Source organism: Paraburkholderia sp. HC6.4b (assembly GCF_014200875.1).
In the GTDB taxonomy this organism is placed as follows: domain Bacteria; phylum Pseudomonadota; class Gammaproteobacteria; order Burkholderiales; family Burkholderiaceae; genus Paraburkholderia; species Paraburkholderia tuberum.
On sequence record NZ_JACHDC010000001.1, the window covers coordinates 510,815 to 531,399 of the forward strand.

Consider the following 20,585-nt stretch of genomic DNA (forward strand, 5'->3'; position numbering starts at 1 on the left):
CTGTATAACCTATTGTTTTGTCGGCATTTTCTTAACATTGTGCAACGCACAAAAAACGCTTGACATTCCTTGTGGGCATCCTAAAATGGGAACCATTGCTGCGATGCACAAAACATCGCGGTCCGGGGAGACGATGAATCTGCGTCTCGCCACCCACCCAATGCGGTCCGCACAGACCGGCCGCAATCCAGGAGCGTAAACCATGACTCTGCTGACCCCTGAGCAATTCGCCGCAGCCCAGAAAGCCAACTTCGAAACCCTGTTCGGCCTGACGACCAAAGCATTTGAAGGTGTCGAAAAGCTGGTCGAACTGAACCTGCAAGTTGTGAAGTCGACGCTCGCCGAAAGCCAGGAAAATGCCCAACGCGCGCTGTCCGTGAAGGACGCGCAGGAACTGCTGGCACTGCAAGCAAGCCTCGCGCAGCCGGTGGCTGAAAAGGCGCTGTCGTATGGCCGCCATGTGTACGAAATCGTTTCGGCAACGCAGGGTGAATTCACCCGCGTCGCGGAAGCGCAATTCGAAGAGCAAAACCGCAAGGTTCAGGCGCTCGTCGAAAACGTCGCCAAGAACGCACCGGCCGGTTCGGAAACCGCTGTCGCCGTGATGAAGTCGGCTATCACCGCCGCCAACACCACGTACGAAACGGTCCACAAGGCAACCCGCCAGGCTGTCGAAATCGCCGAAAGCAACTTCAACGCAGCTGCAACGGCCGCTTCGAAGGCAGCTTCGCAAGCCGCTGCGCAAGCATCGCGCGCCGCCGCCAAGAAGGCCGTCTAAGCTTCACGCGTCAACACGCAAGGCTTTATGCCTCGCGTCGTCTTTCACGCCGGCCCAGCCTATGCGCTGCGCCGGCGTTATCGCAAGCAACAGCGTCGTGCCGTTGCCGCTTATACGGTTTGATGAGCCGAACGCTCCGATACGTTGCAATGACGTATCGTTTGCCCGGCCGCCAAGCCGGGATTTTTTTGCCCGCCACTGGCCGCCACGAAAACAGAAACGGCGCGCTCCGCCATGGAGCGCGCCGTTTTTCTTTGCCGTACGGCTCGACCGGCTTTGCCGCGCCCGCATGTCGTCATGCAGGCGCGGCGCACCGCGTTACTTGTTACTTCTTCTTGACGGGCGGCAGATCGGTACAGACGCCTTCATACAACTCGGCCGCCATGCCGATCGATTCGCCGAGCGTCGGATGCGGATGGATCGTCTTGCCGATATCCGTTGCGTCCGCGCCCATCTCGATCGCGAGACAGACTTCGCTGATCAGGTCGCCCGCGTTCAGACCGACGATACCGCCGCCGATCACGCGATGCGTTTCCTCATCGAACAGCAGCTTCGTGAAGCCCTCGTCGCGACCGTTGGCGATCGCGCGACCCGATGCCGCCCACGGAAACACCGCCTTGCCGAACTTGACGCCTTCGGCTTTCAACTGGTCTTCCGTCTTGCCAGCCCAAGCCACTTCCGGATCGGTGTAGGCCACCGACGGAATCTGCAGCGCGTCGAAGTACGCCTTCTCGCCATGCGCGGCTTCCGCCGCCACGTGGCCTTCGTGCACGGCCTTGTGCGCGAGCATCGGCTGACCGACGATGTCGCCGATCGCGAAGATGTGCGGCACATTCGTGCGCTGTTGCCTGTCGACTTCGATGAAGCCGCGATCCGTCGCCGCGACGCCGGCCTTTTCCGCGCCGATCCGCTTGCCGTTCGGCGAGCGGCCGACGGCCACCAGCACGAGGTCGTAGCGTTGCGGCTCGGCCGGCGCCTGCTCGCCCTCGAACGACACGTAGATGCCGTCGTCCTTCGCTTCGGCGGCGATGGTCTTGGTCTTCAGCATCACGTTCGCGAAACGCTTGCTGTTGTACTTCTCCCAGACCTTGACCAGATCGCGGTCCGCGCCGGCCATCAGGACGTCGAGCATTTCGACCACGTCGATGTTCGCGCCGAGCGTCGAGTACACGGTCGCCATTTCGAGACCGATGATGCCGCCGCCGATCACGAGCATGCGCTGCGGAATCTGGCGCAGTTCGAGCGCGCCGGTCGAATCGACGACCCGCGGATCTTCCGGAATGAACGGCAGCTTCACCGCTTCCGAGCCCGCTGCGATGATCGCCTGATTGAACCTGACGACCTTCTTGCCGCCCTCGGTCTGCACTTCCATGTGGTTCGGATCGACGAACGCGCCCGTACCGACCACCACTTCGACCTTGCGCGCCTTCGCCATGCCGGCGAGACCGCCGGTCAGCTTCTTGACCACGCCGGACTTGAAATCGCGCAGCTTGTCGAGATCGATCTGCGGCTTGCCGAACGTGATGCCGTGCGCGGCAAGATCAGCCGCTTCGTCGATGACGAGCGCGGTGTGCAGCAGCGCCTTCGACGGGATGCAGCCGACGTTCAGACACACGCCGCCGAGCGTCGGATAACGCTCGACCAGCACGGTCTTCATGCCGAGGTCGGCGGAGCGGAACGCGGCCGAATAACCGCCGGGGCCCGAACCGAGCACGAGCATGTCGCACTCGATGTCGGCGCTGCCCGAATAGCTGCCGGCTTGCGCAGCCGGTGCGGCGGCCTTCGGCGCCGCAGCGGCGGGCGCCGGCGCGGGAGCCGCCTTCTCGGGCGCTTTCGGCTCCGCAGCGGCCGCAGCCGCGCCGCCCGCCGTTGCCTCGACGAGCGCGATGACCGTGCCCTGCGAGACCTTGTCGCCCGGCTTGATACGCACTTCCTTGACGGTGCCGGCGGTATCGCTCGGCACTTCCATCGACGCCTTGTCGGATTCGAGCGTCAGCAGCGACTGCTCTTTTTCGATGGTGTCGCCCGGCTTGATGTTGACTTCGATGACGTCGACGTCCTTGAAGTCACCGATGTCCGGCACTTTTACTTCGACGAGACTCATGGTGTCCCCTTCTCTTATTGATCGATGATGAGCGGCGCCTTCGACGCGCACAGCGCACGCGAACGCGCGGACGGCGCGACGCGGATCGGTCGAAACCATCCGCGCCCGCGCCGGCGGACCTCACCAGCCGGTCAAAGAATCACACGCCGGAAATCGGCAAGAATCGAACCGAGGTATGCGTTGAAGCGCGCGGCTTCCGCTCCGTCGATCACGCGATGGTCGTACGACAGCGACAGCGGCATGGTCAGGCGCGGCTCGAACTGCTTGCCGTCCCACACCGGCTTCATCGCGCTGCGCGACAGGCCGAGAATCGCGACTTCAGGCGCATTGATGATCGGCGTGAAGTGCGTGCCGCCGATACCGCCCAGCGACGAGATCGAGAAGCAGCCGCCCTGCATCTGGTCCGGCTTCAGCTTGCCCTCGCGCGCGGCCTTCGACAGGTCGGCCATTTCCTTCGCGATGTCGACGAGGCCCTTCTTGTCCGCGTCGCGAATCACCGGCACCATGAGGCCGTTCGGCGTGTCGGCGGCAAAACCGATGTGGTAGTACTGCTTGAACACCAGGTTGTCGCCGTCGAGGCTCGCGTTGAAGGTCGGGAATTTCTTCAGGGCCGCCACGCAGGCCTTGATCACGAACGCGAGCATCGTGAACTTGACGCCCGCCTTCTCGTGTTCCTTGTTCAGCTTGACGCGCAGCGCTTCGAGCTCGGTGATGTCCGCTTCGTCGTTGTTCGTGACGTGCGGGATCATGACCCAGTTGCGATGCAGGTTCGCGCCCGAGATCTTCTTGATACGCGACAACGGCTTCGGATCGATCGGACCGAACTTCGTGAAGTCGACCTTCGGCCACGGCAGCAGATTCAGCTCGCCACCGCCGGCGGCCGGCGCGGCCGCACCAGCCGGCGCCGCGCGCTGGCCCGTCATCACGCCCTTCACGAACGCGGTCACGTCGGCCTGCGTAATGCGGCCCTTCGGACCGGTGCCCTTCACCTGGCCGACGTCCACCCCGAGTTCGCGCGCGAACTTGCGCACCGACGGCGACGCATGGCTCGGATGACGCGAGCCGCCTTCTCCAGCCGGGATCAGCGGCGCCTGCGCGAGCGCGGACGGCGCGGCCGGTGCCGGGGTCGGCGTGGCCGGCGCGTCGAACGGCTTTTCAGTCGGCGCCTTCGCGGCCGGTGCCGGCGCGGGTGCCGGGGCAGCGCCGCCTTCCGCTTCGATCACGACGATGACCGAGCCTTCCGACACGGTATCGCCAACCTTCACCTTCACTTCCTTGACGACGCCGGCGGCCGAGCTGGGCACATCCATCGTCGCCTTGTCGGATTCGAGCGTGACGAGCGACTGTTCCTTCTCGACACGATCGCCGACCTTCACCGCGATCTCGATCACGGGAACGTCTTTGTAGTCGCCGATATCCGGCACCTTGATTTCCTGCACGCCACCGCCTGCTGCCGCGGGTGCGGGCGCCGCAGCGGGAGCTGCCGCCGGCGCAGGAGCAGGAGCCGGTGCGGCAGCCGGCGCGGGCGCCGCGGCAGCGGCAGCGGCGTTGGCGCCTTCCAGCACGATGATCAGCGTGCCTTCGGACACCGCATCGCCGACCTTGACCTTCACTTCCTTGACGACGCCGTCGGCCGAGCTCGGCACATCCATCGTCGCCTTGTCGGATTCCAGCGTAACGAGCGATTGCTCTTTTTCGACGGTGTCACCCGCCTTCACCAGCACCTCGATCACAGGGATGTCCTTGTAATCGCCGATGTCCGGCACCTTGACTTCGATCGCTTGACTCATTGTTAGTGTCTCCTGGGCCGCGCACGCCGCCGGCCCCTCGCGATGAGGAGCAAGCGCGTGCATCGTGGCACACGGGTGATGCCTTAGACGGTCATCGGGTTGGGTTTGGCGGGATCAAGGTTGTACTTCTTGAGCGCCTCGGCGACCACCTTGCGTTCGATCGTGCCTTCGTCCGCCAGCGCGTTCAGAGCGGCGACCGTGACCCAGTAGCGATCGACTTCGAAGAAGTGACGCAGCTTCTCGCGCGTGTCCGAACGGCCGTAGCCGTCGGTGCCCAGCACGACGAACTTCTGCGGCACGAACGCGCGGATCTGCTCGGTCAGCGCGCGCACGTAGTCGGTCGATGCGATGACCGGACCCGGCGCATCCTTCAACAGCTTCTCGACGTGCGACAGCTTCTTCTCTTCGGTCGGGTGCAACAGGTTCCAGCGCTGCACTTCGTGACCTTCGCGCGCAAGCTCGGTGAAGCTCGGCACGCTCCACAGGTCGGCGTTGACGCCCCAGTCGTTTTTCAGCAGGTCGGCCGCGGCGATCACTTCGTTGAAGATCGTGCCCGCGCCCATCAGCTGCACGTGCGGCGCCTTTTTATCGGCTGCGGTCTTGCTGAACGAGTACATGCCCTTGATGATGTCGGCCGCCACGGTCTCGCCCTGCGGGATCGCCGGGTGCTCGTAGTTCTCGTTCATCACGGTGACGTAGTAGTAGACGTCTTCCTGGTCGGCGACCATGCGGCGCAGACCGTCCTGCACGATGACCGCGAGTTCGTAGCCGAACGTCGGGTCGTAGCTGATGCAGTTCGGCACCGAAGCCGCCCACATCAGCGAGTGGCCGTCTTCGTGTTGCAGGCCTTCGCCGTTCAGCGTCGTGCGGCCCGCCGTGCCGCCCAGCAGGAAGCCGCGCGAGCGCATGTCGCCAGCGGCCCATGCGAGGTCGCCGATGCGCTGGAAACCGAACATCGAGTAGAAGATGTAGAACGGGATCATGATCTCGCCGTGCGTCGAGTACGACGTCGCGGCCGCGATCCAGTCGGCCATGCCGCCGGCTTCGTTGATGCCCTCCTGCAGGATCTGACCGGTCTCCGACTCACGGTAGAACATCAACTGGTCGGAATCTTCCGGCACGTACTTCTGGCCGTCCTGATTCCAGATACCGATCTGACGGAACAGACCTTCCATGCCGAACGTACGCGATTCATCCGGCACGATCGGCACGACGCGCTTGCCGAGCGTCTTGTCCTTCAGCAGGATGTTCAGGATCCGCACGAACGCCATCGTCGTGGAGATCTCGCGGCCTTCGCCCGTGCCCTTCAACAGCGGCTCGAATGCCGACAGTTCCGGCACCGGCAGCGACTCGGCCTTCTGACGACGCGCCGGCAGATAGCCGCCCAGGTCCATGCGTTTCTGACGCATGTACTCGAGTTCCTTCGAGCCCTCCTCGAACGTCAGGTACGGCACGTCGACGATCTGCTCGTCCGTGATCGGCAGACGGAACTGGTCGCGGAACTTCTTCAGTTGCTCCACCTGCATCTTCTTCTGCTGGTGGGTGATGTTCATCGCCTGGCCGGCTTCGCCCATGCCGTAGCCCTTGATCGTCTTCGCGAGGATGACGGTCGGCTGGCCCTTCGAATTCGTCGCTTCCGTGAACGCCGCGTAGATCTTGTGCGGATCATGGCCGCCGCGGTTCAGATTCCAGATGTCGTCGTCGGACCAGTCGGCGACCAGCGCCTTCAGCTCCGGCGTGTTGAAGAAGTGTTCGCGCACGAACGCGCCCGACTCCGACTTGTACGTCTGGTACTCGCCGTCGACGACTTCCATCATGCGGCGCATCAGCGCGCCCGACTTGTCGCGCGCGAACAGCGCGTCCCAGCGGCTGCCCCAGATGACCTTGATCACGTTCCAGCCGGCGCCGCGGAATTCGCTTTCGAGTTCCTGGATGATCTTGCCGTTGCCGCGCACCGGACCGTCGAGACGCTGCAGGTTGCAGTTGATCACGAACACGAGGTTGTCCAGACGCTCGCGGCCGGCCATGCCGATCGCGCCGAGCGATTCCGGCTCGTCCGTTTCGCCGTCGCCGAGGAAGGCCCAGACCTTGCGGCCGTCGGTCTTCGCGATGCCGCGCGCCTGCAGGTACTTCATGAAGCGCGCCTGGTAGATCGCCATGATCGGACCCAGGCCCATCGACACGGTCGGGAATTGCCAGAAGTCCGGCATCAGCCACGGATGCGGATACGACGAGATGCCCTCGCCGCCGACTTCCTGGCGGAAGTTGTCGAGCTGCTTGTCGGTCAGGCGACCGAGCAGGAACGCGCGCGAATAGACACCCGGCGACGAGTGGCCCTGCACGAACACGAGGTCACCGCCGTGCTCGGCCGACGGTGCGTGCCAGAAGTGGTTGTAGCCGACGTCGTACAGCGTGGCGGCCGATGCGAACGACGCGATGTGGCCGCCGACGTTGGTTTCCTTGCCGGCGCGCAGCACCATCGCCATCGCGTTCCAGCGGGTGTACGAGCGGATACGGTGTTCGATGTCCTGGTCGCCGGGGTTCTTGGCCTGGCGCGCGACCGGAATCGTGTTGATGTAAGGGGTGTTAGCGGAGAACGGCAGATGTTCGCCGTGCACGCGTGCGAATTCGATCTGTTTTTCGATCAGGTAGTGGGCACGGTCAGGGCCTACTGCAGAAATCACGCCATCCAGCGCTTCCAGCCATTCGCCGGTTTCCTGGGGATCGTCGTCTTTATCGGCGGCGACATATTTCATGACTTCGTCGGGTACAGCGGACATGCTCGTCTCCTGGGTATGGGGAACGCACTTTGAACAGACGACGCGGACGCAGGAATGGCCGCGGCAGCTCCGGCCGATTGTAATAAGGGTCCCGACGTCAGCGCAACCAAATTTTCAAATTACGAGATCAATTCTCATAATGCGGAAAATTGCTGCGACGCAACCTGGTTTGACTGCCGATCGACTGATCCGCCGGCTAGTTTGCGCCGATTAACTGCACTTTCCGTGCTTTTTTGCGCCATTTGTCGGGGACGCGCTGAGCTACAATGCCACGCATGTTGACCGAACGGCTCTTCTCTCGCTCGGCGCGCACCGCGGGTTCGCCGGCGGATTCGTCGCCGTCCTCGCGCTGGCACCACGGACCCTGGTGGTCCAATTCCTATTTGCTGACGCCGCTCCTGTCGATCCTGGTGTTCCTGGTCGTCATGAGCCTGATTCTGTGGAGTCTGAACCGGCGCGAGCAGCAACAGCAGGAAGACACGCTGTACCGCAACGTCGCGTGGGCGCAGCAGCAGATCCGCCTGTCGATGACGGGCGCGCAAGAGCAGATCCAGGCACTCGCGCGCGACCTCGCCGCCGGCCATGCCGACGAGCATTCGTTCCAGGTGAGCACCACGGACATCATGCAGGGGCATCCTGAGATCCTCTACATGAACTGGTACACGGGCCAGCAGCAGCCGCGCTGGCCCAACGCCGCGCCGCCGGTGCTCGGCCAGCGGCTCGCGCGTCCGAACGACGCGCAGATGGACGAAGCTGTCAAGGCCGGCTTCGCCGAGGCGCGCAACACGCGCCGCCAGGTGTACTCGCCGCTCATCTACGACGACCTCGGCAACGGCTTCATCACGCTGCAAACGCCGATCTTCCGCGACCGCGATTTCCTCGGCACCATCGCCGCGGTGTTCTCGGTGGAAGGCATTCTGAAGCGCGACATCCCGCCCGAGCTGTCGGCCAAATACAAGATCTCGATCATCGACGCGAACAACCGCGAGTTGACCACCACGTCGACCCGCCCGCGCCTGCCGCGCGACATGTTCTACGACCTGCCGCTCGACCCGCCGGGCCAGGGCATTTCGGTGCGCGTGTACGCGTTCCCGCAGATCACCAACTTCACGAACAACACGCTGGTGTGGCTGGTGGCCGGCCTCTCCTGCTTTGTACTGTGGAGCCTGTGGAGTCTGTGGAAGCACACCCGCCAGCGCTTCGAGGCGCAGCAGGCGCTCTACGCGGAAGCGTTTTTCCGCCGCGCGATGGAAAACTCGGTGCTGATCGGCATGCGCGTGCTCGACATGCACGGCCGCATCACGCACGTGAACCCGGCGTTCTGCCGCATGACCGGCTGGGACGAAAGCGACCTCGTCGGCAAGAGCGCGCCGTTCGCCTACTGGCCGCGCGACGCCTACCCCGAGATGCAGCGTCAGCTCGACATGACGCTGCGCGGCAAGGCGCCCTCGTCCGGCTTCGAGCTGCGCGTGCGGCGCAAGGACAGCTCGACGTTCCACGCGCGGCTCTACGTGTCGCCGCTGATCGACAGCTCGGGCCGCCAGACCGGCTGGATGTCGTCGATGACCGACATCACCGAGCCGAAGCGCGCGCGCGAAGAGCTCGCCGCCGCCCACGAACGTTTCACGACCGTGCTCGAAAGCCTCGATGCGGCGGTGTCCGTGCTGGCCGCCGACGAAGCCGAGCTGCTGTTCGCGAACCGCTATTACCGGCATCTGTTCGGCATCCGCCCGGACGGCCACCTCGAACTCGCGGGCGGCGGCTTCGACGCCTCGCAGGCGTCGTCCGATTCGATCGACATGGTCGACACCTTCGTCGGCCTGCCCGCCGCCGCGCTGACCGAAAGCGCCGCCGACGCGCAGGAAATCTACATCCCCGGCATCCAGAAGTGGTTCGAGGTGCGACGCCAGTACATCCAGTGGGTCGACGGCCATCTCGCGCAGATGCAGATCGCGACCGACATCACGACCCGCAAGCGCGCGCAGGAACTCGCGCGCCAGCAGGACGAGAAGCTGCAGTTCACGAGCCGCCTGATGACGATGGGTGAAATGGCCTCGTCGCTCGCGCACGAACTGAACCAGCCGCTCGCCGCCATCAATAACTATTGCTCCGGAACCGTCGCACTGGTTAAATCCGGTCGAACGACGCCCGACAATCTGCTGCCGGTACTCGAAAAGACCGCGCAGCAGGCGGTGCGCGCCGGCATGATCATCAAGCGTATCCGCGAGTTCGTGAAGCGCAGCGAGCCGAAGCGGCAGGCCACGCGGGTCGCGGATATCGTCGCGGACGCGGTGGGTCTCGCCGAAATCGAGGCAAGGAAGCGGCGCATTCGCATCGTTACCGATCTGCGCTCGCGGCTGCCGGTGATCTACGTCGATCCGGTGCTGATCGAGCAGGTGCTCGTGAACCTGCTGAAGAACGGCGTCGAAGCGATGGCCGAAGCGCGCCCGAACGCGGTCGACCCAGTCATCCGCGTAGTCGTGCGACTGGAGAGCGGCTTCGTCTGCATCAGCGTCGTCGACCAGGGGCCCGGCGTCGACGAAGCGACCGCCGAGCGTCTGTTCGAACCGTTTTACAGCACCAAGTCCGATGGCATGGGCATGGGGCTGAACATTTGCCGTTCGATTATCGAATCGCACCGCGGCCGTCTGTGGGTGGTCAACAACGTCGAATCCGACGGCCACATCACGGGCGCCACGTTCCATTGCAGTCTGCCCATTGGGGAGCCTGACGGCCCGAGCAACGGCGGGTCCGAGGCGCCGATACCACAAACCGTTACGGGAGAGCTATGAACAGCCCAGTCACCACACAGGAAACCGTCTTTGTCGTCGACGACGACGAGGCCGTGCGAGATTCGCTGCGCTGGCTGCTGGAGGCGAACGGCTACCGCGTTCAGTGCTTCTCGAGCGCCGAGCAGTTCATCGACGCATGGCAGCCGCATCAGCATCCGGGCCAGATCGCGTGTCTGATCCTCGACGTGCGGATGTCCGGCATGAGCGGGCTCGAGTTGCAGGAACGCCTGATCGCCGACAACGCGTCGCTGCCGATCATCTTCGTGACGGGCCACGGCGACGTGCCGATGGCGGTGTCGACGATGAAAAAAGGCGCGATGGACTTCATCGAAAAGCCGTTCGACGAAGCCGAACTGCGCAAGCTCGTCGAGCGCATGCTCGACAAGGCACGCAGCGAAAGCACCAGCGTCCAGCAGCAGCGCGCCGCGGCCGAGCGCCTCGGCAAGTTGACCGCGCGCGAGCATCAGGTGCTCGAGCGGATCATCGCGGGCCGCCTGAACAAGCAGATCGCCGACGACCTCGGCATCAGCATCAAGACGGTCGAAGCGCATCGCGCGAACATCATGGAAAAGCTGAACGTCAATACGGTCGCCGATCTGCTGCGACTCGCGCTGTCGAACAAGCCGCAAACGGCGCAGTAACAGAGGCACGGGCGGCCCTTCGTTCGGAGGGGCCGTTGGTACGTGGCCGCCATCCGTGGCGGTTGCGTCGCCGGTTCGCGACGGCCTGACCGACGCCGAGTCCGGCGTGCGGGTGGCGTGCGAGCGGCCTGCCCCGCCGCTCGCGGTGCGCTTCCTGGCCGCCACAGGGCCGCCGCCCCACATCCCGGACGCTCCCACGCGCGCCGCGCGCCCCGAATCCACTGCGAAAGCGCGCCCCCGCGCCGGTATAATGTCGGACTTCGCAGCGGCGCCTTGCCCGAACCGGCAGCGCGCCTGTCGCAGGGCGACGTGGCTCCGTCAGCCAGCCGAAGCACGCCGTCGCGCGCCCCTCCGCGCGAGCGCTTCGCCCCGCCTGCCAAATCGCCTGTCCCGACCTGATTCCCGATCCCAATCTCGACCCAACGTTCGACCGACCATGACAGCCAAACTGATCGACGGCCTCGCCCTCTCCAAGACCCTGCGCGCCGACGTCGCGGCGCGCGCCGCCGCCCTGACCGCCCGCGGTCATCAGCCGGGCCTCGCCGTGATTCTGGTCGGCGCCAATCCGGCCAGCGAAGTGTATGTGCGCAACAAGGTGAAGGCCTGCCACGACAACGGCCTCGGCTCGTCGTTCGACCGCTATCCGGCCGATCTGCCCGAAGCCGACCTGCTCGCGCGCATCGACGAGCTGAATCGCGATCCGGCCATCCACGGCATTCTCGTGCAGCTGCCGCTGCCGAAGCACATCGACAGCCACAAGGTGATCGAGGCGATCGCGCCCGAGAAGGACGTCGACGGTTTCCACGTCGCCAATGCGGGCGCGCTGATGACGGGTCAGCCGCTGTTCCGTCCGTGCACGCCGTACGGCGTGATGAAGATGTTCGCGGCCTACGGCATCGATCTGAAGGGCGCGAACGCGGTCGTGATCGGCCGCTCGAACATCGTCGGCAAGCCGATGGCGCTGCTGCTGCTCGAAGCGGGCGCGACCGTCACGATCTGCCACAGCAAGACGCGCGATCTGGCCGCGCACACGCGCAACGCCGACGTCGTGGTCGCCGCGACCGGTCTGCGCAACATCCTGACCGCGGACATGGTGAAGCCGGGCGCGACCGTGATCGACGTCGGCATGAATCGCGACGACGCCGGCAAGCTGTGCGGCGACGTCGACTTCGCGGGTGTCAAGGAAGTGGCCGGCCATATCACGCCGGTGCCGGGCGGCGTCGGCCCGATGACGATCACGATGCTGCTCGTCAACACGATCGAAGCGGCCGAGCGCGAGGCGGACGCGGCCAAGGCGTAACCGCCGGGCGGTGAGCGCGAGGCGGAGTGAGGCGACTCATCTGTCTCGTCCACCGGGTCATCACCCGCCCTTCTCTCTCGCAGAACCACCGCCTCCTTACCGCGTCGCCGGATCCCGCGGCCCACGCCCTGCCCCAACGCGCGCCCAACGCGCCGCAACATCTGTTAATTTGTCAGCCGATGGATTGGAATCGGCGCCCCCCGCCCCAATAATGTCCGTAGCCGGTGCCGCCATGCGCCGGGCGTCGAGCGACCCAGCACGAGACGGCACGCGCAATCGCCGCACCGCCCCCTTCACCCGCGTCAGACAGGAAGCCTTATGTCCACTACCGCCACGCATCAAGACAACCCGCTCCTCGATTTTTCCGATCTGCCGCGCTTTGGCTCCATCCGACCCGAACACGTGACGCCCGCCCTCGACGTGCTGCTCGCCGACGCGGCGGCCGCCGTCGAGCGTGCCGCGCTGCCGGCCACGCCCGCGTCGTGGGCCGACGTCGTCGAACCGGTCGAGCGCGCCACCGAGCCGCTGTCGCGCGCGTGGAGCGTGATCGGTCATCTCAATGCCGTCGCCGATACGCCCGAGCTACGCGCCGTGTACGGCGAAAACCTGCCGCGCGTGACCGAGTTCTGGTCGAGCGTCGGCCAGAATCTCGCGCTCTACGAGAAGTACAAGGCACTGAACGCCAGCGACGAATTCGCATCGCTGAACGGCGAACGTAAGAAGATCCTCAGCAACGCGCTGCGTGATTTCCGTCTGTCGGGCGCCGAGTTGCCGGAAGACCAGAAGCCGCGTTTCGCCGAATTGCAGGAGCGCCAGGCGGCGCTGTCGAAGGCGTTTTCGGACCACGTGCTCGATGCGACCAACGCGTATGCGTACATCGTCGATGCGGGCAACGAAACGCAACTGGCGGGACTGCCCGAAGACGTGATCGAAGCCGCGAAGGAAGCCGCCGAGCGAGACGGCAAGACTGGCTACAAGTTCACGCTGCACTTCCCGTCTTATTTCCCGGTCATGCAGTACTCGGAAAACCGTCCGATGCGCGAAGCGATGTATCGCGCATACGTGACGCGCGCGTCCGAGCTCGGCGCGCAATACGGCAACGGCAAGACCGAGTGGGACAACACCCAGGTGCTCGCCGACGAACTGAAGCTGCGCGCCGAAGAAGCGCAGATGCTCGGCTACGGCAACTTCGCCGAAGTGTCGCTCGCGCCGAAGATGGCCGAATCGCCAGCGCAGGTAATGGCCTTCCTCGAAGACCTCGCGACGCGCGCGCGTCCGCATGCCGAGCAGGACTGGAAAGAGCTGCGCGAATTTGCCGCGAGCGAACTCGGCATGACCGATCTGCAGCCGTGGGACATGACGTTCGCCGCCGAGCGCCTGCGCCAGAAGCGCTATTCGTTCTCGGAAAACGAAGTGAAGCAGTACTTCCCGGAAGACGCGGTGTTCAAGGGCCTGTTCAAGGTCACCGAGACGCTGTTTGGCGTGCGCATCCGCCGCGACGAAGCGGCCGTCTGGCATCCGGACGTGCGCTTCTTCCGCGTCGAGAATCAGGACGGCGGCCTCGTCGCGCAGTTCTATCTCGACCTGTATGCACGCGAAGGCAAGCGCGGCGGTGCATGGATGGACGACGCGCGCGGCCGTCACAAGCTCGCGCATGGCGCGGTGCAAACGCCGGTCGCGTATCTGACCTGTAATTTCTCGGCGCCGGTCGGCGGCAAGCCCGCCTGCTTCACGCACGACGAAGTGATCACGCTGTTCCATGAGTTCGGCCACGGCTTGCATCACATGCTCACGCGCGTCGATGAGCTCGGCGTGTCGGGCATCAACGGCGTCGAATGGGATGCGGTCGAGCTGCCTTCGCAGTTCATGGAGAACTTCTGCTGGGAGTGGGACGTGCTGTCCGACATGACCTCGCACGTCGATACCGCGAAGCCGCTGCCGCGCGAGCTGTTCGACAAGATGCTCGCCGCGAAGAACTTCCAGAGCGGCCTCGGCACGCTGCGGCAGATCGTGTTCTCGATGTTCGACATGCAACTGCATACCGGCTTCGACGCGAACGGCGCGAAGAGCGCCAACGAACTCGCGCGCGAAATCAACGAACGCTTCCACGTCGTGCCGCAAGCGCCGTTCTCGCGTTGGCCGAATACGTTCAGCCATATTTTCGCGGGTGGTTACGCGGCCGGCTACTACAGCTACAAGTGGGCTGAAGTGCTGTCGGCTGACGCGTACGCGGCGTTCGAGGAAGCCGCGCAAGCCGCGGGCAGCGTGCTCGATCAGTCGACCGGCATGCGTTATCGTCGCGAGATTCTCGAAGTGGGCGGCAGCCGTCCGGCGATGGAATCGTTCAAGGCGTTCCGTGGCCGCGAGCCGAATATCGATGCGCTGCTACGGCATAACGGCATGGCGCCGGGTGCCGCGCACTGAGCGATTGAAACGTCGCGATGATCGTTCATTCGGCCTGGATGCGATGGCGCTGAATGAACGATGCCGATAGAAAAACCGGCGGTCTGCTCGCGCAGGCCGCCGGTTTGTCATTGATGCGCGAGATATGTCGCTACGCGCGATGCAGCTTGAAATCGACCTGCTCAGGCCGCCCTTCGAGCGATAACGACACGCTCGCGGCCGGCGCGCGGCCGACCACCCTGCCCCGGCTCACCACCACGAGCCGCGCGGCGCGCAGACGGATCGCCTCGAGCTCGTCGCGCGCATCGAGCACGACGAGATTGGCCGCGCATCCGGGCGCGATGCCATAGTCTTCCAGACCGAGAATGCGCGCCGCGTTCACGGTCACCGCGTCGAAACAGGCGTGCATGCCGTCGACGCTGGTCATCTGCGCAACATGCAGGCCCATCTGCGCGACTTCGAGCATATCGGCCGAACCGAGGCTGTACCACGGGTCCATCACGCAGTCGTGGCCGAACGCGACCGTGATGCCCGCGGCCAGCATCTCCGGCACCCGCGTCATGCCGCGCCGTTTCGGGTAAGTGTCGCTGCGGCCTTGCAGCGTGATGTTGATCAGCGGATTCGCGATCGCCGCGACGCCCGACTCGCGAATCAACGGCAACAGCTTGCTCACGTAGTAGTTGTCCATCGAATGCATCGACGTCAGGTGCGAGCCGGCGACACGTCCGTGCAGGCCGAGCCGGTGCGTTTCGGCCGCGAGCGTTTCGATGTGGCGCGATAGCGGATCGTCCGATTCGTCGCAATGCATATCGACGCGCAGGCCCTTTTCGGCCGCGTACTCGCACAGCATGCGCACCGACTGCGCGCCGTCGGCCATCGTCCGCTCGAAATGCGGAATGCCGCCGACCACGTCGACGCCCATGTCGATCGCGCGCTTCAGATTATCGAACGCGCCGGCGCTGCGCAGCAGACCGTCTTGCGGGAAGGCAACCAATTGCAGATCGAGATACGGCGCGACGCGGCGCTTCACTTCGAGCAATGCCTCGACCGCGAGCAGACGCGGATCGCACACGTCGACGTGGCTGCGGATCGCGAGCAGGCCGCGCGCGACCGCCCAATCGCAATACTGCATCGCGCGTTCGATCAACGCTTGCTGCGTGAGCTCGGGCTTCAGCTCGCCCCATAGCGCGATGCCTTCGAGCAGCGTGCCCGACGCGTTCACGCGCGGCAAACCGTACGACAGCGTCGCGTCCATATGGAAATGCGGGTCGACGAACGGCGGCGTGACGAGCGAACCGGCCGCGTCGATTTCGTCGCGCGCGCTCGCGGCCAGGTTCGGCTCGATGGCGACGATACGGCCCGCGTCGATGCCGATGTCGACTGGGGACTGGTGATGCGGGGACAGCTGGGCGGCACTGCGCGGCAGCGTCGCGTGGCGGATGATCAGATCCATGTTCGCTCCGGTTGATCGCGTTCGGATTCGCTACGATTCTATCGGCGCCAGAAAAATGCGGGCACCGATGCGTACCGGCGCGCAGGCCGAAATCCGTACCGGCTGCGCGCAATGCGACGCGCCTATACTCGCCGTTTCGGCCATGCATTGACGGAGCGTACAGATGAAAACGATCGGCGTGATCGGCGGAATGAGCTGGGAGTCGTCCACCGAGTATTACCGGCTGCTGAACCGCCACGCGAAGGCGCGGCTCGGCGGCCATCACAACGCGCGCAGTCTGCTGCTGACCGTCGATTTCGCGTCGATCGAGGCGAACCAGCGCGCCGGCGACTGGCACGCGCTCGGCGAACAGATGGCCGACGCCGCGCGCCAGCTAGAACGCGGCGGCGCCGATCTCGTGATTCTTGCGACGAACACGATGCATCGCGTGTGCGAATCGATCGAGCAGGCGATCACGGTACCGTTCCTGCACATCGCCGATCCGACCGGCGCGGCGCTGCGCGCGGCGGGCGTCGAGCGGGTGGGCCTGCTCGGCACGCGCTACACGATGGAGCAGACGTTCTATATGGGCCGGCTGCGCGAGCGCTATGGACTCGACACGCTCGTGCCTGATGAGGACGAACGCGCGGACGTGCACCGCATCATTTACGACGAGCTATGCCACGGTAACGTGGCCGACGCGTCGCGCAAGGTTTATCAACGCGTGATCGAGCATCTGGCCGCGCGTGGCGCGCAGGCGGTGATACTCGGCTGCACGGAGATCACGCTGCTGATCAAGCCGGAAGATTCGGTGCTGCCGGTGTTCGATACCACTGCGTTGCATGCGCAGGCGGCGGTGGAGTGGGCGATCGGGGCGGAGTGAAAATGGGCGCGGGGCTCTGGTTTTGCGCCGGAAGGAAAACAGATTCGCCTCCCTTTGGCGGTGAGAGAAGGCGCGAGTCGAAAGCGATAGATCGACGTCCCGTGCATAGACGTCGGACCGCACGGAACTGTGCGCAACTGGCTACAAGCCGATTATTCGCTCAGAACTCGCTGGATCTCGTCGAGAAAAGAGGCGGTTGTGTAGCCCCAGCCTTCGGGACGAAACCCCCTCCTGAACACCTGTTTGAAAGTGGCGTCCAGGTCACTCGGATGTTCGCTCCTGAACGAGTCAATTTCGCGAATCAAATTTTCATAATCGTAAGGGCTGTCTTTCCTGTAACACGCGACAATTTCTTGCACGTTCTCCCCGAACAGGTCGAAGTCCTGGCCGAAATACACATTAAAAATATGCTCCATTGCTGGATAGCGCTCGGAGTAACTCATTGATTTCTCATTCAAGGTAGGCGGTAAGGACGTAATATGGCATGCCGTTATAGGTTTCGTATTTCAGGACGACGAACACCTGGTTCATGCGCGTGAGTGTGCCTGTTTCCCGCGTCACTCCATATCCAATGTCGCCTGAGACGACTTTGGTTACCATGATCGTCGCGCTTCGAGTCGAAGACTGCGCCCACGTCCTGATTCTTGCAGCATTGGCATCCACTGCTTCAGAAATGGCACGTTCGGCCTGCTCGATATTTGTAAATGACGACACGATGTCTCGCCCGGACTCGCGTTTCAGCCGCTCCCTGAGCCATGCTTCGTCCTTGCCAACGTGCTTCTGGAGCGTGTGCCCTCCGAGCCTCGGATTGAGCGCTTTCGCCTCGTGCATTTGCAGATGGATCCGGCCCATCCTAACGCTGGCCGCGCGTGCAGCCTTGATCGAGCCAGCAAAGCCGAACGGCACGGCCATATCGATAGACAGGCCGATCTGGTCTGCCATGTCAGGGCTGACCCGCATCGCCTCTGCCAGCTTCGCCGTGCCCTGCTGAGTCAAGGTGGCGGTATCGCGCCCTGTCTAGACCTGACGCAGGCCCGCCGCGGCCGTGTCCGAACCATGCGCCCCGAACACTACACACCCGGCCTTGCTTGCCATCGTCGGTTCGGGCAACACGCACAGCGCTGCCGCTCCAGCCATTTCAAGCACCCCGCCGACAACCTGCAAACCGCCCCACAGACGGTTGGAAAGCATTTCGGTGGGGCTAATCGAGTGGCGAGCCAGCACGGCCGACAGCTGCGGGGCGCTCAGCACCACGCGCACGCTGTCTGAATCCTGTTCATATGACATCTGAAACCTACTCCTGGTCGTTGGGACGACCAAGCTAACCGTTGGTTTAGACATCGGATATGGGCGATGGATGATTCTTGCGTCCCATCGGTCAACGAAGATTCGGATACTGACTCGCGCTCGGCGAACGGATGGCCAACGCCGCGCGCCAACTCGAACGCAGCGGCGCCAATCTCATGATCCTCGCGACGAACACGAGCCGGAAGATTCAGTGCTGCCCGGCTTCGATACCGCCGCGTTGCATGACGAGGCGGCGGTGCAGTGGGCGATTGGAGGAGAGTGACGATGTGCTCGAGGCCTCGATCCCGCGCGAATCGTGTTGCATCTATTCACGCGCGCACAGCGTACGCAGCGAGCGCCACAAGCAAAACGTAGCGCCGAAAGTCAAAAAGCCCGCATGGCTTGCGCGATGCGGGCTTTCAACAATGCTTTGGTTGCGGGGGCAGGATTTGGCACCACGAGACAGATTGTATGGCTCCATAGCGTGCCGCAGCGGGGTCGCCCCCGTGCCCGCATCACGCCCGTAACTGGAACGGACGACCTCGCAGGCACTTCCGTTATGCTTTCTGAATAACCAGGCGCACGCCCCAACAGCGTGCGCTTTTTTTGTGCCTGCGGAAGCAATCGGTTTCGGTCTGACGATAGAAAAACGCACTTGTCCACAGGCATCCACCGGCATTTATAAATATGTTGCTGTACATCCAACACTCGAACGGTGGAGACATGTCATGCAAGAGGAGACTGACCCGGCATCCGTTCCTCCGACGACCGGCGCGCGGCCCGGTTCCAAACCGGCTGTCATTGACACGGATTCGCGTCGCGTTTTCACGATTGACGAGTTTTGCGGCGCCTATCACCTGAGCCGGTCGTTCTATTACCGGCTACGACACACAGGACGGGGACCGCGCGAGGTTCACCTCGGTCGCAAGGTGGTCATTACCGTCGATGACGCGCGCGCATGGGAAGACCGGATGCACACGCTTACGCGTAAGGCCGAGCCGAATGGGTAACGCGCGCGGCCCGGATGACCGCGCTATTTTTCCGGGGGGTTACAAATGAATTACGGGTTTGATCTGTCTTCCTGCCAGTTCATAACCGATCACGAAGGGAAACGACTGCGGGTTGAAATGCCGATATGGTTGTTTGACCAGTTTGTGGAACTCAGGAATGCCGCGCTGCGTGCGCAGGCGACAGCTTTGGAAGAAAAAACACCACGCGGCGCGTACCGCAGTTCGCTCGCGGGGCTGACAGGCGTACCCGATGTTGCGGTCTCGGTCGATGCGCCGTTCCGGCCCACGCTCCCCGAACCGCGGACAAAACGTGAACGCGCCGAACGGCTGTTTCTGACGCCGGAAGAACGGCTGATGCAGGAGGCAACGCGAGCTGTCGAGTTCCCCACGGTGTCGGAAACGTCATCAGGCGCTCCTGCGGTGTCCTGCCAGGAAGAACCGGCCTCCCTGACGCCCCGCCGCCCCGCGAAGCAGCAGGTATTCTTTCCGCGTGTATTTGTCGAGCCGATTCCCGATGAGGTTGCGCGACTGATCGAGCAAGGCAACTATAACCTGCGGGCGTGGAGACTCTATCGGGACCTTACGCCCGTTGAGGCAGCTGAACTCGCGGGCCTCTCCCGCGGCACGGTTCTCTGGCACGAACGCGGCTATAACGTGCCTAGCGTCGAGACACTGAAGCGCTTCGCGGACGTGTACGACTGCACGACCGGGCAGTTGACCCCGCAACCTGACTCCTGCACCAAACCCTACCAGTCCGTACCTGCCCCAAAAGGCCATGTGGCCCAATTTGCACCCGACGATACTGAGTATCCCGACGCCGTGATGGCGCACCTGATCGATGGCAGATCCCCGATTACCGCCTGGCGAATGTACCGGCGCATGACGATCGACCAGTGCGCCAAAGCCTTCGGCTGTACATCCAAGACCTTCAAGGGTATGGAAGCGTTACCCGTGCTGCGCGAGCGGACCCGAAAGACACTGGCGCTTGTCCTTTCCTGCAAGCCTGTGCAGTTGCTGCGCCCCCGAGGTCTTGAAATCGAAAATACATCGCGGCCCGGCGCTTCTGCGCATCGGACAGAACACCGTGCGGCTCGAAACGATAGCGCGCATCGCGCGCACCTGTAACGCCGGAGAAAAATCGATGGAAAAGCGAGATTCAGTTGCAAGCACAAGCATAAGACCGCTTCATTCCTGCACATACCGGTGCAGAACGGAAGTGAGAGATGTGCTGACCGGTGCGCAGCGCCCGCGCACGTCCGCAGCCACCCTGGATGGATAGCATCGCGTTGTTGGGCGGCGACAATTATCTTGGCCGGTCGTTGACGATTGTTTTGGCCGGTGGTGAGGAGTCGGAGGCGGCGTAGCCGCCGGAGACGACGAACCAC

14 protein-coding genes and 2 pseudogenes are annotated in these 20,585 nt (G+C 63.8%); 9 read left to right on the forward strand and 7 right to left on the reverse strand.

Translation table 11 applies throughout. The features are described 5' to 3' along the window. The first annotated feature begins 202 nt into the window (after positions 1 to 202). Entirely contained in the window at positions 203 to 778 is a 576-nt protein-coding gene (locus HDG34_RS02215) for a phasin family protein (RefSeq protein WP_013089827.1), read from the forward strand. A gap of 3 nt (positions 779 to 781) precedes the next feature. Here HDG34_RS02215 and HDG34_RS02220 read toward each other — a convergent pair whose 3' ends face one another. The 4 genes from HDG34_RS02220 to aceE form a co-directional block, all read right to left on the reverse strand. After that, a complete protein-coding gene (locus tag HDG34_RS02220; protein WP_184057345.1) occupies positions 782 to 1,069 on the reverse strand; it encodes a hypothetical protein in 288 nt (95 codons plus the stop codon). 34 nt (positions 1,070 to 1,103) lie between these two features. Further along, entirely contained in the window at positions 1,104 to 2,882 is a 1,779-nt protein-coding gene (gene lpdA / locus HDG34_RS02225; RefSeq protein WP_184057347.1) for a dihydrolipoyl dehydrogenase, read from the reverse strand. Positions 2,883 to 3,013: 131 nt separating this feature from the next. Then, positions 3,014 to 4,672 carry a dihydrolipoyllysine-residue acetyltransferase gene (gene aceF / locus HDG34_RS02230; RefSeq protein ID WP_184057350.1) on the reverse strand — a complete coding sequence of 553 codons (1,659 nt, stop codon included), beginning with the start codon at positions 4,670 to 4,672 and terminating at the stop codon, positions 3,014 to 3,016. Between the two features lie 83 nt (positions 4,673 to 4,755). Continuing rightward, positions 4,756 to 7,452, reverse strand: a complete 2,697-nt coding sequence (gene aceE / locus HDG34_RS02235) for a pyruvate dehydrogenase (acetyl-transferring), homodimeric type (RefSeq protein ID WP_184056410.1) — start codon at positions 7,450 to 7,452, stop codon at positions 4,756 to 4,758. A 275-nt stretch (positions 7,453 to 7,727) separates the two neighbouring features. Between aceE and fixL the strand changes: the two genes are divergently transcribed. From fixL to HDG34_RS02255, 4 genes are all read left to right on the forward strand, one after another. Continuing rightward, positions 7,728 to 10,244 carry a PAS domain-containing sensor histidine kinase gene (gene fixL, locus HDG34_RS02240; protein WP_221309019.1) on the forward strand — a complete coding sequence of 839 codons (2,517 nt, stop codon included), beginning with the start codon at positions 7,728 to 7,730 and terminating at the stop codon, positions 10,242 to 10,244. Continuing rightward, positions 10,241 to 10,885 carry an oxygen response regulator transcription factor FixJ gene (fixJ, locus tag HDG34_RS02245; protein ID WP_062129599.1) on the forward strand — a complete coding sequence of 215 codons (645 nt, stop codon included), beginning with the start codon at positions 10,241 to 10,243 and terminating at the stop codon, positions 10,883 to 10,885. The genes fixL and fixJ overlap by 4 nt, the downstream gene beginning before the upstream one ends. A 436-nt stretch (positions 10,886 to 11,321) precedes the next feature. Then, positions 11,322 to 12,185: a bifunctional methylenetetrahydrofolate dehydrogenase/methenyltetrahydrofolate cyclohydrolase FolD gene (gene folD, locus HDG34_RS02250; RefSeq protein WP_184057354.1), complete on the forward strand. Its 864-nt coding sequence runs from the start codon at positions 11,322 to 11,324 to the stop codon at positions 12,183 to 12,185. 318 nt (positions 12,186 to 12,503) lie between these two features. Beyond that, the gene (locus HDG34_RS02255) at positions 12,504 to 14,609 is read left to right on the forward strand and encodes a M3 family metallopeptidase (protein ID WP_184057356.1); all 2,106 of its coding nucleotides are present in this window, start codon (positions 12,504 to 12,506) and stop codon (positions 14,607 to 14,609) included. Between the two features lie 130 nt (positions 14,610 to 14,739). On the opposite strand, the gene HDG34_RS02260 is transcribed toward HDG34_RS02255, so the two are convergent. After that, a complete protein-coding gene (locus tag HDG34_RS02260; protein WP_184057358.1) occupies positions 14,740 to 16,041 on the reverse strand; it encodes an amidohydrolase family protein in 1,302 nt (433 codons plus the stop codon). A 163-nt stretch (positions 16,042 to 16,204) separates the two neighbouring features. Between HDG34_RS02260 and HDG34_RS02265 the strand changes: the two genes are divergently transcribed. Then, positions 16,205 to 16,903, forward strand: a complete 699-nt coding sequence (locus HDG34_RS02265; RefSeq protein WP_184057359.1) for an aspartate/glutamate racemase family protein — start codon at positions 16,205 to 16,207, stop codon at positions 16,901 to 16,903. A gap of 152 nt (positions 16,904 to 17,055) precedes the next feature. Here the strand turns inward: HDG34_RS02265 and HDG34_RS02270 are convergent, their stop codons facing one another. Continuing rightward, positions 17,056 to 17,346, reverse strand: a complete 291-nt coding sequence (locus HDG34_RS02270) for a contact-dependent growth inhibition system immunity protein (RefSeq protein ID WP_184057361.1) — start codon at positions 17,344 to 17,346, stop codon at positions 17,056 to 17,058. Positions 17,347 to 17,353: 7 nt separating this feature from the next. Beyond that, positions 17,354 to 18,190, reverse strand: a pseudogene (locus HDG34_RS02275) (RNase A-like domain-containing protein). A 113-nt stretch (positions 18,191 to 18,303) separates the two neighbouring features. On the opposite strand from HDG34_RS02275, the pseudogene HDG34_RS40050 reads away from it, so the two are divergent. From HDG34_RS40050 to HDG34_RS02285, 3 genes and pseudogenes are all read left to right on the forward strand, one after another. After that, positions 18,304 to 18,399 (forward strand): annotated as a pseudogene (locus HDG34_RS40050) (aspartate racemase); the annotation flags it as partial. 519 nt (positions 18,400 to 18,918) lie between these two features. Beyond that, positions 18,919 to 19,200: an AlpA family transcriptional regulator gene (locus HDG34_RS02280; protein WP_184057363.1), complete on the forward strand. Its 282-nt coding sequence runs from the start codon at positions 18,919 to 18,921 to the stop codon at positions 19,198 to 19,200. Positions 19,201 to 19,245: 45 nt separating this feature from the next. After that, positions 19,246 to 20,325, forward strand: coding sequence for a helix-turn-helix domain-containing protein (locus tag HDG34_RS02285; RefSeq protein ID WP_184057365.1), 1,080 nt, complete (start codon positions 19,246 to 19,248; stop codon positions 20,323 to 20,325). The last annotated feature ends 260 nt before the right edge of the window (positions 20,326 to 20,585 follow it).

Excerpts from the sequence above, each read along its gene's own strand:
- HDG34_RS02270 (WP_184057361.1), bottom strand. The coding sequence starts at position 17,346 with ATGAGTTACTCCGAGCGCTATCCAGCAATGGAGCATATTTTTAATGTG.
- aceF (WP_184057350.1), bottom strand. The coding sequence starts at position 4,672 with ATGAGTCAAGCGATCGAAGTCAAGGTGCCGGACATCGGCGATTACAAG.
- fixL (WP_221309019.1), top strand. The coding sequence starts at position 7,728 with ATGTTGACCGAACGGCTCTTCTCTCGCTCGGCGCGCACCGCGGGTTCG.
- HDG34_RS02280 (WP_184057363.1), top strand. The coding sequence starts at position 18,919 with ATGCAAGAGGAGACTGACCCGGCATCCGTTCCTCCGACGACCGGCGCG.
- fixJ (WP_062129599.1), top strand. The coding sequence starts at position 10,241 with ATGAACAGCCCAGTCACCACACAGGAAACCGTCTTTGTCGTCGACGAC.
- aceE (WP_184056410.1), bottom strand. The coding sequence starts at position 7,452 with ATGTCCGCTGTACCCGACGAAGTCATGAAATATGTCGCCGCCGATAAA.
- HDG34_RS02215 (WP_013089827.1), top strand. The coding sequence starts at position 203 with ATGACTCTGCTGACCCCTGAGCAATTCGCCGCAGCCCAGAAAGCCAAC.
- HDG34_RS02260 (WP_184057358.1), bottom strand. The coding sequence starts at position 16,041 with ATGGATCTGATCATCCGCCACGCGACGCTGCCGCGCAGTGCCGCCCAG.
- HDG34_RS02220 (WP_184057345.1), bottom strand. The coding sequence starts at position 1,069 with ATGCGGGCGCGGCAAAGCCGGTCGAGCCGTACGGCAAAGAAAAACGGC.
- folD (WP_184057354.1), top strand. The coding sequence starts at position 11,322 with ATGACAGCCAAACTGATCGACGGCCTCGCCCTCTCCAAGACCCTGCGC.
- HDG34_RS02285 (WP_184057365.1), top strand. The coding sequence starts at position 19,246 with ATGAATTACGGGTTTGATCTGTCTTCCTGCCAGTTCATAACCGATCAC.
- lpdA (WP_184057347.1), bottom strand. The coding sequence starts at position 2,882 with ATGAGTCTCGTCGAAGTAAAAGTGCCGGACATCGGTGACTTCAAGGAC.
- HDG34_RS02265 (WP_184057359.1), top strand. The coding sequence starts at position 16,205 with ATGAAAACGATCGGCGTGATCGGCGGAATGAGCTGGGAGTCGTCCACC.
- HDG34_RS02255 (WP_184057356.1), top strand. The coding sequence starts at position 12,504 with ATGTCCACTACCGCCACGCATCAAGACAACCCGCTCCTCGATTTTTCC.